The 13,653-nt window shown below is 59.8% G+C and carries 12 protein-coding genes; 5 read left to right on the top strand and 7 right to left on the bottom strand.

What is annotated here, in order from left to right; translation table 11 throughout:
• The first annotated feature begins 5 nt into the window (after positions 1-5).
• Positions 6-416, top strand: a complete 411-nt coding sequence (uraH, locus tag ACP7A4_RS15185; RefSeq protein WP_048364646.1) for a hydroxyisourate hydrolase — start codon at positions 6-8, stop codon at positions 414-416.
• Here uraH and ACP7A4_RS15180 read toward each other — a convergent pair.
• The 5 genes from ACP7A4_RS15180 to ACP7A4_RS15160 are packed head-to-tail and all read right to left on the bottom strand — an operon-like array spanning position 379 to position 4,604.
• Entirely contained in the window at positions 379-1,641 is a 1,263-nt protein-coding gene (locus ACP7A4_RS15180) for a methyltransferase (RefSeq protein WP_426247685.1), read from the bottom strand. The two genes, uraH and ACP7A4_RS15180, sit on opposite strands and share 38 nt — an antisense overlap.
• Complete coding sequence (locus tag ACP7A4_RS15175) at positions 1,622-2,311, bottom strand: ABC transporter permease (RefSeq protein ID WP_048364644.1); 690 nt, start codon at positions 2,309-2,311, stop codon at positions 1,622-1,624. Before ACP7A4_RS15175 ends, ACP7A4_RS15180 begins: the two co-directional genes overlap by 20 nt.
• Positions 2,311-3,003: an ABC transporter permease gene (locus ACP7A4_RS15170; protein WP_059761425.1), complete on the bottom strand. Its 693-nt coding sequence runs from the start codon at positions 3,001-3,003 to the stop codon at positions 2,311-2,313. The genes ACP7A4_RS15175 and ACP7A4_RS15170 overlap by 1 nt, the downstream gene beginning before the upstream one ends.
• Before the next feature lie 58 nt (positions 3,004-3,061).
• Positions 3,062-3,817 (bottom strand): ABC transporter substrate-binding protein, encoded by a 756-nt coding sequence (locus tag ACP7A4_RS15165; protein ID WP_048364642.1) that lies wholly within the window; start codon positions 3,815-3,817, stop codon positions 3,062-3,064.
• 13 nt (positions 3,818-3,830) lie between these two features.
• Positions 3,831-4,604 carry an ABC transporter ATP-binding protein gene (locus tag ACP7A4_RS15160; RefSeq protein WP_048364641.1) on the bottom strand — a complete coding sequence of 258 codons (774 nt, stop codon included), beginning with the start codon at positions 4,602-4,604 and terminating at the stop codon, positions 3,831-3,833.
• A gap of 544 nt (positions 4,605-5,148) precedes the next feature.
• On the opposite strand from ACP7A4_RS15160, the gene gabP reads away from it, so the two are divergent.
• The 4 genes from gabP to gltS all read left to right on the top strand — a co-directional run bounded on the left by gabP (position 5,149) and on the right by gltS (position 9,684).
• Entirely contained in the window at positions 5,149-6,540 is a 1,392-nt protein-coding gene (gabP, locus tag ACP7A4_RS15155) for a GABA permease (RefSeq protein WP_059761427.1), read from the top strand.
• Between the two features lie 194 nt (positions 6,541-6,734).
• Positions 6,735-7,460 (top strand): IclR family transcriptional regulator, encoded by a 726-nt coding sequence (locus ACP7A4_RS15150; protein ID WP_059761428.1) that lies wholly within the window; start codon positions 6,735-6,737, stop codon positions 7,458-7,460.
• A 19-nt stretch (positions 7,461-7,479) separates the two neighbouring features.
• Positions 7,480-8,418 carry a formimidoylglutamase gene (hutG, locus tag ACP7A4_RS15145; protein ID WP_203303149.1) on the top strand — a complete coding sequence of 313 codons (939 nt, stop codon included), beginning with the start codon at positions 7,480-7,482 and terminating at the stop codon, positions 8,416-8,418.
• 57 nt (positions 8,419-8,475) lie between these two features.
• Positions 8,476-9,684 carry a sodium/glutamate symporter gene (gene gltS, locus ACP7A4_RS15140; RefSeq protein ID WP_426247680.1) on the top strand — a complete coding sequence of 403 codons (1,209 nt, stop codon included), beginning with the start codon at positions 8,476-8,478 and terminating at the stop codon, positions 9,682-9,684.
• Positions 9,685-10,642: 958 nt separating this feature from the next.
• Here the strand turns inward: gltS and ACP7A4_RS15135 are convergent.
• Positions 10,643-12,880, bottom strand: coding sequence for an ATP-binding protein (locus ACP7A4_RS15135; protein WP_426247678.1), 2,238 nt, complete (start codon positions 12,878-12,880; stop codon positions 10,643-10,645).
• Positions 12,877-13,482 (bottom strand): biliverdin-producing heme oxygenase, encoded by a 606-nt coding sequence (locus ACP7A4_RS15130; protein WP_059761747.1) that lies wholly within the window; start codon positions 13,480-13,482, stop codon positions 12,877-12,879. The genes ACP7A4_RS15135 and ACP7A4_RS15130 overlap by 4 nt, the downstream gene beginning before the upstream one ends.
• Positions 13,483-13,653 lie beyond the last annotated feature (171 nt).

Raw genomic sequence — 13,653 nt, 5'->3', positions numbered from 1 at the left:
GAACGATGAAAACTTTACGCATGACCTTGGCCGCTGTGGGCCTTAGCGCTGTGTCCAGCCTGGCGCTGGCGGCGGCTAACCCCTTGAGCGTGCATGTGTTGAACCTTGAAAACGGCTTGCCGTCGCCGGGTGTCAACGTGACCCTGGAAAAACACGTCGCTCAAACGTGGCAGCCGCTGGCGCAGGGCGTGACCAACGAACAAGGGCGAATCAGTGAACTTTTCCCGGCCAAACAGGCCCTGGAGGCGGGCGAATACCGCGTGGTGTTTAAAACCGGCGAGTACTTCAAAAAGGTTGGCCGCGACACGTTCTTCCCGGAGATACCGGTGATTTTTGAAGTGAAAAATGTCGAGCAGCATTACCACATCCCGCTGCTGCTCAGCCCCTACGGGTTCTCGACGTATCGGGGTTCGTAGGTTGCTGCGCCAGTAGCATCAGGTTGCGCGGCGTCAGGTGGGTGTCGCAGAACTCACCCACTTGCACGTCATAGCCGTTTTCGCTCAGGTATAACGCCCGATCCAGCACCAGCCACAGCTCTAAGGGGCGTCTGAACAGGCCGCGTACCAGCTCCAGATTGCGCACCTGCGCCAGCCGTTGCCATCCCGCCGTCTCCAGCGCTGGCCAGTCTTCGGTGCCGGTTGTGGATAAGTTTTTCAGCGCCGCCAACGCCTCGCAATACAGCGCGAATGGCTTGTTCAGCCAGGTGCTGGGCAATGAGGGTGTGGATAAGTATTCATCACACTGCCGCACGTGGCGCTGCCACAGATCAAACCCCAAACGCCGCGCCATCGACTCGTCGCGTTGGCGGCGTACCCGTTCGCCTGCGGTCACGGTTTCGCTCATGGGCAAACTCAGATCGTCACGCGATAACCTCAAGCCCGAAGCACGAGCGGCTGTGGATAACGGCTGATAGTGCGTGGCGCTTATGCGGTTGTAGCAGCAGGGCGATAGGGCAAGTTGTCCACAGCCTGCGGCGCTGGCCAGTTGCAGCAAGCGCACATGCAAGTCGCCACAGGCATGCAGCGCAACCGGGGTCATGTCGGCCGTGAGCTGCGAAGCGGCCTGAGGCAACAGCACATCTTGCTGCACATGCCGGGCACTGAGGGCGTGGCGCTGGCTGAGTTGCTGTCCGGCCTCGATCAGCGCCGGGTCGTACTCCAGGCACGTCAGTTGTTGCGCCTCGTTGACTAAACGGCGGCCCAAATGGCCTTTGCCTGCGCACCAGTCCAGCCAGTGCGTGGGCGTGCGGGTGAAGGTCAGGCATTGGGCGAACGCTTCGATCTGCTGCCATTTGCGCCCCGGCACGTCGACCTGCAGGCGCGGGGGTGCGCTTGTAACGGGTCGCGTGGTCAAGGCACCCACGGTGCTTAAGGCGTGCGAGGTGGCTGCCCATTCAGGGAACGGCGCCGGGGCGGGCAGGTGGTGGGGGCGGTTGTGGCTGGCTTCGGCGTGTTGCAACGAACGCTGGCGCAACCACTGCGCCAGCTCGGGGTGGTGCGCCTCCCACGGCATATTCAGCGCAGTGAAGGGCCGCGGGCGCCACAGGTGCTGGTGCTGGCTTAAAAAGGCATCCAGTGCCTGGAAGCGGGCGAGCAATGACTCGCCGCGCAACACGCCTGGCTCACCGTCCTTGGCAGGCATCGACGCGCAACCAGCGCTCCAGCAGTTTGAAGCCCTGAATCAGCACAAACGACATCACCAGGTAGATCATCCCGGCAATCAGGAACATGTCCACGGTTTGATACGTACGCGCAATGATGGTGCGCGTCATGCCGGTCAGCTCAAGCAAGGTCACGGTGCTCGCCAGCGAGCTGGCTTTGAGCATCAGGATCACTTCGTTGCTGTAAGCCGGCAGACCGATGCGCGCAGCGCGTGGCATGACGATATGCACCAGGGTTTTGAAACGCGACATGCCCAGCGCGCGTGCGGCTTCGATCTCACCCGGCGGGATGGCCTGAATGGCACCGCGCAGGATCTCGGCAATGTAGGCCGCCGTGTGCAGGGTCATGGTGATGACCGCACACCAGAACGGGCTGCGCAGGTAGGGCCACAACACACTCTCGCGCACCGCTTCAAACTGTCCCAGGCCGTAATAGACCAAAAACAGTTGGATCAGCAGGGGCGTGCCACGGAAGAAAAAGATGTACGCGTACGGCAATGAGCGCACGTACCACAGCTTGGACGAGCGGGCGATGCCCAGCGGGATGGCCACGATCAAACCGGCAATCACCGACAGCGCGGTCAGCTCCAGCGTCAGGGTCGCGCCCTGAATCAGCTTGGGCAGCCACTTGAGGAAGAGTTCCCACACCATTACGTTCTCCTCACGAAGCCGCGCGCCGCGCGTTTTTCAAGCACGTGCATCGTGCCCATGGCCAATACGGTCAGGCCCAGGTACATCACGGCGGCCACCATGTAGAAGGTGAACGGGTGTTTGGCGAAGGTCACGGCGTTTTGTGCCTGACGCATGATTTCTTCCAGACCAATGACGGACACCAGCGCGGTGTCTTTCATCAGGATCATGAACAGATTGCCCAAGCCTGGCAGGGCGATGCGCCACATTTGCGGCAGCACCAGCTTGGTAAAAATACGCGGTTTGGACAGGCCCAAGGCCAGCCCCGCTTCGCGATGGCCTTTTGGGATGGCCAAAATGGCACCGCGAAACACCTCGGTGGCATAGGCGCCAAAGCACAGGCCCAGTGCGATCACCCCGGCCGCGAAGGCGCTGAGGGTCAGCTCGGGCATGCCAATGACTTCGCCAAGGGCGCGCACGGCATTCACGCTGCCGAAGTAAATCAGCAACACCCACAAAAGCTCCGGCACACCACGTACCAGCGTCGAATAAGCACCGCCCAGCCAGCGCACGGGCTTGTAGGGCGAGGTTTTGGCCAATGCACCGAGCAGCCCGAGCACAAGGCCCAGACACAGCGCAGTGAGTGCCAGTTTGACGGTCATCAGCGCACCGGCGGCAAGCGCGGGGCCGAATCCGTATAAGTCGATAGTCATGGGTTAGGCAGGCTTTGCTAGGGACCGGCGGCGCCCGAAAGCGCGCCGGTCAGGCAGGTCAGTAGATGCTGAACGGGAAGTACTTGTCGTTGATCTTTTTGTACGTGCCGTCTTCAACGATCTGCTTGAGGGCCAGGTTCAGCTTGGCGCGCAGTTCGTTGTCGCCTTTACGCAGCGCGATGCCGACCTTGTCATCTTCGTTGACCGGCTCACCCTTGAACTCGTAGGCCTGGCCCGCCGGGCTTTTGAGCCAGTCGAAGTTGGCGTACTTGTCAGCCAGCAACGCGTCTACACGGCCCGAGGTCAGGTCGAGGTAGGCGTTTTCCTGAGTGTCATACAACGAAATGGTGGCGTCAGTGCCCAGGTTGTCATCCAGCCAGGTCGCGGCCTGGGTCGAACGCTGGGTCCCCAGCGCCTTACCCTTCAAGGATTCAACATCGGTTTTGAAGTCGACTTTTTTAGGGGCGATGAACTGCTGCTTGTTGGAGTAGTACGGGTCGGTGAAGTCGACGGCCTGTTTGCGCTCGTCAGTGATCGACAGCGAAGACACGATGAAGTCGTACTTTTTGGCGTTCAGTGCCGGGATGATGCCATCCCAATCGGAGGTGACGATTTCACACTCGGCTTTCATCTTGGCGCACAAGGCCATGGCGATATCGGGGTCAAAACCGACCACTTCACCGCTGGCGTTTTTGTTATTGAACGGAGGGTAAGCCCCTTCAATGCCGACTTTGTACTTATCCACAGCCAGGGCGTTGGCGCTGAACACCAGCGTGGCGGCAGCGGCCAGAAGAAGCTTTTTATAGTTCTGCATGCGTGTTGCTCCGTTAGCGGTTGCTGGACATGAATTGTTTGCAGCGCGCTGAAACCGGGTTATCGAAAACCTGTTCAGGCGACCCTTGCTCTTCGATCAGGCCCTGGTGCAAAAACACCACTTCGCTGGACACCTGACGGGCAAAACCCATCTCGTGGGTGACCAACAGCATAGTGCGGCCTTCCTCGGCGAGTGCGCGGATCACACTTAGTACTTCCTGGACCATTTCCGGGTCAAGTGCCGATGTCGGTTCATCGAACAGAATCACTTTGGGTTGCATGGCCAGCGTGCGCGCAATGGCGGCACGTTGTTGCTGGCCGCCCGACAGCTCGGAGGGGTAGGCATGGCGTTTGTCAGCGATGCCGACCTTGGCCAACAGCGCTTCTGCCACCTCAATGGCCTCGGCTTTGCTTTGCCCCAGCACGCGGCGCGGCGCCTCGATGATGTTGTCGAGGATGCTCATGTGCGGCCACAGGTTAAAGTTTTGAAACACAAAACCCAATTCACTGCGCATGCGGTTGATCTGCTTGCCATCGGCAGCGATCAGCTCGCCATTTTTAGCCTTTTTCAGCTTGAGCTCTTCACCGGCCACCAGGATCTGGCCTTCGTGCGGGTTTTCTAGCAGGTTGATGCAGCGCAGCAGTGTCGACTTACCGGAACCGGAAGAACCCAGGATCGAGATCACGTCGCCGTCGCGTGCGGTCAGCGAGATACCTTTGAGTACCTCAAGCTCGCCGTAGCGTTTGTGCAAATTGCGGATTTCAAGCGCGGGCGTGGCCAAAGCCATGTGCGGTCCTCATTGTGTTCGGGTGCGATCCTGCTATTGGGCGGCCGTCCTGGCGAAGGCCAAGCTAGCATAGGGTCGCAAGGGCAACCAACTGCCTCACTGGCACAAAAAAGCTTACGGGTGGCTGTGGGTCGCATTGCGACAGCAGACTGTCGCGTAGACAACAACCGACCCCGTGTTTCGCCGTTCGGCCAGACAGGTATCGCGTAAAAAAGGTCGCGATGGTGCCAGTTTTGGCCCCTCGTTGGAAGCACGAACCTACTAAAGGTCAAAGATGCGCACCGGTTTTGGGCCTGTGCGGCACAAATGAGTAATTTTGGTGCGTTTGGGCGGGTGTAACTGAGTGTTACGGTAACAAATTGATTGAAAGCCTTGCGCTAAAGCCATCGGGATTTTTTTAGAACGGCGTTGCAGCCCGCGTAAAACGGCACTTTGTCACATTTTGGCGCACTTATTGCGTCAAGGATTCGAAACGCCTGTGTTGGTTACTTTTTACGAACGTCAACACAGGTGCTCGGAATGGCTTCAATAAAAGGTAGTCGCAATGAGCAATACGCAGTCTTCTAACCACTTGGAGCAAGGGCTCAAACCACGGCATGTGACCATGCTGTCGATTGCCGGCGTGATCGGCGCCGGTTTGTTTGTAGGCTCCGGCCACGCGATTGCACAAGCCGGTCCCGCCGTACTGCTGGCCTACGCCGCCGCCGGTACGCTGGTGGTACTGGTGATGCGCATGCTGGCCGAAATGGCCGTTGCCTCGCCCGACACCGGTTCGTTTTCCACCTACGCCGACCGTGCCATCGGGCACTGGGCCGGGTTCACCATCGGCTGGTTGTACTGGTGGTTCTGGGTGTTGGTGATTCCACTGGAAGCCAACGCCGCTGCCACCATCCTGCATGCGTGGTTCCCGGACACCGCGATTTGGGTGTTTACCCTGGTCATCACCTTATTGCTGACCGCCACCAACCTGTTCAGCGTCAAGAACTACGGCGAGTTCGAGTTCTGGTTCGCGCTGGTCAAAGTGCTGGCGATCATTGGCTTCATTATTTTGGGTGTGTTGGCCATTTTCGGCTTCTTGCCCAACAGCCAGGTCAGCGGCGTGTCGCACCTGGTCGACACCGTGGGCTTTATGCCCAACGGCATGGGCGCCGTTCTGGCGGCCATGTTGACCACCATGTTCTCGTTCATGGGCACTGAAATCGTCACCATCGCGGCGGCCGAATCCAAAGACCCGAGCAAGCAAATCACCAAGGCCACCAACTCGGTGATCTGGCGCATTGGCCTGTTCTATCTGGTGTCGATCTTCCTCGTGGTGGCCCTGGTGCCCTGGAACGACCCCGGCCTGGCACAGTTCGGCTCCTACCAGACCGTGCTGGACCGCATGGGCATACCGAATGCCAAGCTGATCGTCGACATCGTGGTGTTGATTGCCGTGACCAGTTGCCTGAACTCGGCGCTCTACACCTCCTCGCGCATGCTGTTCTCCCTGAGCAAGCGGGGCGATGCCCCGGCGGTGGCCAAACGCACCAACGCCAGCGGCACGCCTTACTGGGCGGTGATGATGTCCACCGGCGCAGCCTTCCTGGCGGTGTTCGCCAACTATGTCGCGCCTTCGGCGGTGTTTGAATTCTTGCTGGCCAGCTCCGGCGCCATTGCCCTGTTGGTGTACCTGGTGATTGCCGTGTCGCAACTGCGCATGCGTCAAAAACGGACCGTGCTGGGCGAGAAAATCGAATTCAAAATGTGGCTCTTCCCCGGCCTGACCTGGGCGGTGATCGTGTTCATCGTGGCGATTTTGACCCTCATGCTGTTTCAAGAAAGCCACCGGGTCGAGATCATGGCCACCGGCCTGCTGAGCATTTTTGTAGTCACGGCAGGCTTGCTGGTAGCCCGCCGTCGGCGCCTTGAAAGAATGGGGGCACCCGTACTCAACTGAAGCCAGGACGGCTTGAACGGCTGAGTACAACCCGGGCCGCCATCGTGTCGTGATGGCGGCCTTTTTTTGCGTTTGAAAACGGTGAGCCACTGACCGTTGATCACTATCTGCCTGCTTTTTCTCACTGCGTGGGAATCGTATTTCAGCTAATGAGAAACTGCGTGCACCATGCAGCCAAGAGCATGGGGCCAAAAATGAACGACAACACGCCAACGGATCGCCTGCTGCACATTCTGGTCACGCTGGGGCAAGCGGGCGAAGCCATCTCCGCCCGCGCCTTGTCCGAGCAACTGGGCCAGCCGCTGAGCAGCACCTATCGTCACCTCAAAACCCTGCTGCGCTGGGGCCTGGCTGAAGAAAACGGCCAAGGCCGCTATTTGCCGGGGCCTGCCTGTTTACAACTGGCGAAAAAATTCGACCGTGAAGCCGTCCTGGTCACCTTGGCCAAGCCTGAACTCCGGCGCCTGGCCGAGTTGAGCCAGGAAAGCGTGGCGCTGATGGTGCCCAGTAACGGCCAGGCGATTTGCATTGAGCTGGTCGACAGCCCGCAGCCCTTGCGCTGCTGTTACCAAAAAGGCCTGGCCCAGCCGTTGTTGGTGGGCGCTTCGGCCAGAGTGTTACTGGCGCATATGGATCCAGCCCACAGCCTTGCTTTACTGCACAGCCAGGGCATCGAAGACGAACCCTGCGCCGATTACCTGCGCAGCTTTGTGGCGATCCGGGCGCAGGGTTACGCCGTGAGCGTGAGTGAAATCGACGATGGCATCTGGGGCGTCAGTGCCCCGCTGATCGACAGCCGCCAGCGCCTGCAAGGCGCCATCAGCCTCATGGCCCCGGCCTTTCGCGCACACCCGCGCAGCGAGCGCCTGATCCGTTGGACGCAGGACATAGCCCTGCGCCTGAGCGCCCGACTGGACTGACTGTAATGGGAGTTTTTGCATGACCGTTGTACCTGACATGACCCTGTGGACCGGGCGCATTGACGCCGCCGAAGGGCAAGGCGCGTTGCGCTGGCATCAATGGATCAAGCCGCTGGCGCCGGGCCTGCCCACGGGCGCGGCGTTGATTGGCCTGGCCTGTGACGAAGGAGTGAAACGCAATCAGGGCCGAACCGGCGCGCGCCAAGGGCCACCCGCCTTGCGCAAAGCGTTGGCCAATCTGGCCTGGCACGGCACGGCGCCGCTCTACGACGCGGGTGACGTGGCATGTGCGGGCAGCGACCTCGAAGGCGCACAGCACACCTACGCGGCGCTGGTCAGCCACCTGCTGGAACAAGGCCACCTGCCGCTGGGGCTGGGCGGGGGGCATGAAATCGCCTTCGCCAGTTTCAGCGGGCTGGCCGACCACCTGCGCTGTCACACCGCGCCGCCGCGTATCGGCATTCTCAATTTTGACGCGCACTTTGACTTGCGCCATAGCGAGCAAAGCAGCTCCGGCACGCCCTTTCGCCAGATTGCCGAGTATTGCCAGCGCGCGAACATGCCGTTCGCCTATTGCTGCCTCGGCGTCAGCCAACTGAACAACACCCAGGCCCTGTTCGAGCAGGCCCAACGGCTGAACGTGCGTTACCGCCTCGACCGCCACATGAACAGCTGGGACATGCCTGCCCTGGAAGCCTTTTTGGATGACTTCCTGAGCGGCGTTGATCACCTGTACATGACCATTTGCCTGGACGTGTTACCTGCCAGTCAGGCGCCGGGCGTCAGCGCGCCGTCGGCGCACGGGGTCGATATGCAGATCGTCGAGCACCTGGTGCGCCGCGCCAAAGCCAGCGGCAAATTGCGCATGGCCGACATCGCCGAACTCAACCCGGCTCTGGACATCGACAACCGCACTGCTCGCATTGGCGCGCGCTTGCTCGCCAGCCTGATTGATTAAGTTTTTTGCTCATCCCTGAAACCGCTTGTTGAATCATAAAAAAAAGAGAAATTCGCCATGCTGACATTTCAACTGGATGCGTTGAGCACCCTCGCTCTCGCGTTGCTCTTGCTGGGCCTGGGCGCCCAACTGAAAAAACGCAGTTACTGGCTGCGCCAACTGTGCGTACCGGCCCCGGTGATTGGCGGCTTTGGTTTTGCCTTGCTGGTCTGGTTGCTGCGTGATCGCCAACTGCTCGACCTGACCTTGGACACCAGCCTGCAAACGCCCTTGATGGTCGCGTTTTTCACCACCGTGGGGCTGGGCGGCAGCCTGGGCCTGCTGCGCAAAGGTGGCAAATTGCTGTTTATCTACCTGGGGGCGTGCTGGGGGCTGGCGCTGGTGCAAAACGTGGTGGGTGTGAGCGTGGCCAAAGCGCTGGGCATCGACCCGCTGCTGGGGATCATGGCCGGAGCGGTCTCGCTGGAAGGCGGTTTTGGTGCTGCGGCGGCCTTTGGACCGATTGCCGAAAACCTCGGTGCTGTGGGCGCGACCACCGCGGCACTGGCAGCGGCTACTTTCGGCATGGTGGCGGGCGGCTTGCTTGGCAGCCCGCTGGCGCGCTGGTTGATCGAGCGCAACACACTCACGGTCAAGGCAGAAGCGGTGGGCAACCTCAAAGCCTTCGAAGACGTGGTGCATACCCCGCCTGCCGCGCTGGATGCACCGACGCTGCTGCGCTTGCTGACCTGCATCGTGGTCATCATGGTGCTTGGCTTTTGGCTGGGTGCCAGCTTGCAACAACATTTAGGCATCGTGTTACCCAGCTATGTGGGCGCGATGTTCGTCGCGATCATCTTGCGCAACCTCAATGACCGCACCCAGGCCGTTGACATACCCGACCACTCCGTTAGCACTATCGGCGACGTCAGCCTGGGCATGTTCCTGACGATGGCCATGATGAGCCTCAAGTTTTGGGAGCTGGAAAAGCTCGGCATGCCACTGCTGGTGATATTGGTGGTGCAAGTGGTGATCATGCTGTTGCTGTGCGTCTTCGTGTTGTTTCGCCTGTTTGGCGGCAACTATGACGCTGCCGTGTTGTGCGCAGGCTTCATGGGGCACGGGCTGGGTGCAACCCCCAACGCCGTGGCCAACATGGGCGCGATCTGCGACCACTACAAAGTGTTCTCGTACAAAGCCTTCATCATCGTACCGCTGTGTGGCGCCGTGTTGATCGACATCGTGGCCATCCCGATGATCACCTGGTTTATCAACGCATTTAGCTAATGCCAGAGCCGTCGCAAAGCCATTCAACCCGGTGATTCAGGCATACCTCAATCATCAGATTTACGAGCGCTGCGCACTCGATCGCAGCCTCGTGCCTCGTCAGCGACTACACAAGAAACGCCAACATGTAGTCGCTGACGAGTAACACGAGGCTGCGATCGGCGGCAAAGCCGTCGCAAAGCCATTCAACTCGGTGATTCAGGCATACCGCAGTCATCAGATTTACGAGCGCTGCGCACTCGATCGCAGCCTCGTGCCTCGTCAGCGACTACACAAGAAACGCCAACGTGTAGTCGCTGACGAGTAACACGAGGCTGCGTTCGGCGGCAAAGCCGTCGCAAAGCCATTCAACTCGGTGATTCAGGCATACCGCAGTCATCAGATTTACGAGTGCTGCGCACTCGATCGCAGCCTCGTGCCTCGTCAGCGGCTACACAAGAAACGCCAACATGTAGTCGCTGACGAGTAACACGAGGCTGCGATCGGCGGCAAAGCCGTCGCAAAGCCATTCAACGCGGTGATTCAGGCATACCGCAGTCATCAGATTTACGAGCGCTGCGCACTCGATCGCAGCCTCGTACCTCGTCAGCGGCTACACAAGAAACGCCAACATGTAGTCGCTGACGAGTAACACGAGGCTGCGATCGGCGGCAAAGCCGTCGCAAAACCATTCAACCCGGTGATTCAGGCATACCGCAGTCATCAGGTTTACGAGCGCTGCGCACTCGATCGCAGCCTCGTGCCTCGTCAGCGGCTACAAAAAAACAAAGAAACACCAACACGTAGTCGCTGACGAGTAACACGAGGCTGCGATCGGCGGCAAAGCCGTCGCAAAACCATTCACGCGGTGATTCAGGCATACCTCAGTCATCAGGTTTACGAGCGCTGCGCACTCGCGCGCAGCCTCGTGCCTCGTCAGCGACTACAGGTTTTCAGCGCCTACAGGTTTGAAGGACTGTCAGGCAATTTGCGGCACGGTGAAGCGAAATTCGCTGCCTTCTCCCGGTTTGCTTTGGGCCAGGAGCTGGCCGCCGTGGGCTTTGATGATGCCTTGCGAGATGTACAGCCCCAAACCTGTGCCAGAAGCATTACCTTCTTTGGCCGTCCAATAGCGTTCGAAGATGTGAGGCAATTGCTCGGCCGGTATGCCCTTGCCCGAGTCGCGCACGCTGAACACGATGTCTTGGCCATTGGACATGGCCGCGACTCCGATTTTGCCTTGCGCCGGGGTGAACTTGATGGCGTTGCCAATCAGGTTGGACAGCACTTGAAACAAACGCTCGGGGTCAGCGTTGATTTTCAGGCCCGGCTCGGCATGGAAGGTCAGGTCCACGGACTTGTCCATCGCCAGCGGCGCCAACAGTGAAAGCGCTTCTTCAAAAATCTGACTCACGTCCAGTGGCTGCGGGGTGATGGTGTAGCGCCCGGCTTCTATCTTGGAGGTGTCGAGCAAGTCTTCAAGCAGCACGTTCATGCGGCTACTGGCTTGCTGCATGGTGTCGATGGCGGAGGTAATGCGCCGTGACGTGTGCGGGCCGTCGCTGCTGAAGGCTTTTTGCATCATGCCGCAGAGCATCGAGATGATGGTCATGGGGCTGCGCAAGTCGTGGGACACCACGGCCACCAGCTCGTCGCGGGCGCGCACGGCTTGCTGCTCGCGCACCACCTGGCGTGAGAGGTCGTTTTCCAGCGCCGAGCGGCGCAAGTCGTTGGCCGCGAACACGTCACCGTGGCTCCACTTGCTGGAAATACCATCCATTTCGACTTTCCAGAGTTCAAACGAGGTGCGCGGGCTCAAGCGCATGCCGGTGGCACTGGGCTCCAGGTGGAGTGGCTTGCTGGGGTCGCCACTCCACGGGATGCTCTCTTTCACTTCTGCGCGAAACCACAGCACCGCATTGTCGACGGGCTTGGGCAGGGTCATGGCCAGCAGACCGCTGGCGATGTCTTTGTACTGCGCGGCGGGTGTGTAAAGCGTCGACAGGCAGTGGGTGGAAAACACCGATTGCTGCGAGTCTTTGAACCACTGGTACAACGTGCGAATGTCATCGGCGGGCGGGCATTGGCCGTAGCGGCGCAGCACGTTGTCTTCCAGGATGGCCACACCGCTGGAGTCTGTCAGCGCCATCAGTTGTTCGGGCGCTTGGGCCAACCCGTCAAACACGGTGTTCGGGTTGCTGACCATGGCGGTGTTCAGGCGCTCCAGCGCGCCCATTTTGGCCTCGCGCTGGCGGCTGATTTCCAGGGTTTGCAGGGCGCTGATTTGCAACGACAACACCTGGCCGATGGTTTGGCAGGCCATGCGCAGCTCATGGGGCACGTGCAACGGCTGGCGATGCCCGCAACTGATCAAGCCCCATAGCCGTTCGCCGTCCATCAACGAGATGCTCATGGACGACAGCACGCCCATGTTTTTCATGTATTGGCAGTGAATCGGCGACACGCTGCGCAAGACGGCACCGCTCAGGTCCAGCGCCTCACAGGTATCGGGGCGCAGTCGCGGCACCAGTTCAACCGGCTGGTAGTCGGCGTTGGGGATAATGCGCAACCAATGCGTGCGATACAGCTCGCGGGCTTGCTCCGGGATGTCCGAGGCGGGGAAGAACATGCCGTTGAACAGCTCCATCGAAGGTGAAGACGCTTCGGCGATCACCTGGCCATGACCTTCTTCTTGAAAACGGTAAATCAGCACCCGGTCGTAGCCGGTGAGCGCCTGGATTTCCTTGACGCAAATGGCGTACAGCGCGGGCAAGGTCTTGGCGGCTTGCAGGCGTTGCAACATGCGGCTCAGGTTGCGCACTTTGGCCATCGTGGTATTGAACTCGACCTCGTCGGGTTTGAGTTCCAGCTCCAGCACCAGCACATTGTGTTCGCGGTGCAACAAACCCTCGTAGCGGATGCCTTGCAGGTTCAGCTCCAGCACGGGCACCTCCATCTGCTCGGCAACGCCTGCGGCCTGTTGCACCACGGCCGCTGCTTCAGGGCCGGTCAACATCGCCAGTGGCTGATCCAGCAGCGCATTGGCGTGCAAGCCAAACAACGCCTGGACGTTGGCACTGATTTGCTGGATACGCAGCTCGGGCAGTGACAGCGTGACGAGCAGGCCGTGGGGTTGGATGGCGCCCGGAAACCGGATGGGCTCATCGGCGCAATTATCCAGCAGGGCTTCAAACGCCTGAGCGTCGAGTGGATTCATATCAAAACCTCCTGACATTCGAGCCACTGCTCGAAACAGCTAAACGTTGAACAGGCAGCGTGTACGGCTTCGCGTTGAGCGTGCTCGTCGAGTTGTACGCTGCCCAAAAACGCCATGAATGTTTTCCAGCGCCGGCCGGTGTCTTCCCCGTAGACGTACAAAAATGAGCCGCCGCTGTGGGTATCAAGCCCCAAATGTTGGGCGATCTGTTTACGCAAAATATTGCCCCCCAGCGTAGCGCCTTCCAGCACATACAAAACCCCGAGTACGCAGGCTTCACTGTGCAGCGCTGGCAAGGTGTGGCAGCGGGGCAGTGCGCCGGGATCGTCCCCCAACGCCTGAAGGTCTTGCACCAGGGCCTGGGTTTTGAGTCGCGCTTGCAGGTCAAACCCTTCGGGGATAAACGCGCTATGGAGCAGTGCGTCTTCCAGGGGCTGATAAAACCCGAAGTAGGCGCTCAGCAAACGCGTGTAGTGCGCGCGGTCGAGCGTTGCCGAGAAAAAAGGCAAACGTTGCTCAAGCGCCACATGCAGGGTGTGCGTGCCGGTGCGCAGCGCGCTCAGGACGGCAGGCGTCAAAGGGGGGGAAGGGTCTTGTGGCATGCCGTGTAACCGGGCTCTCTGGGTGCGCATTAAATAAACGCTCATGGCTTTATGAAGCCAGGGGCTGAAAAAAGTGCAATAAATCTGTTTGGATTTTGTAGGGAAATTCTGGCAGATGACCTGCCGCTTGTGCGAATGCAATGGCACACGGCAGGATCAACGGCACATTTC

This window comes from Pseudomonas sp. TWR3-1-1 (genome assembly GCF_049896545.1).
Classification (GTDB): Bacteria; Pseudomonadota; Gammaproteobacteria; order Pseudomonadales; family Pseudomonadaceae; genus Aquipseudomonas; species Aquipseudomonas weihenstephanensis.
Note: the sequence above shows the minus strand (reverse complement) of the source record. Positions and strands in the feature narration are given on the sequence as shown.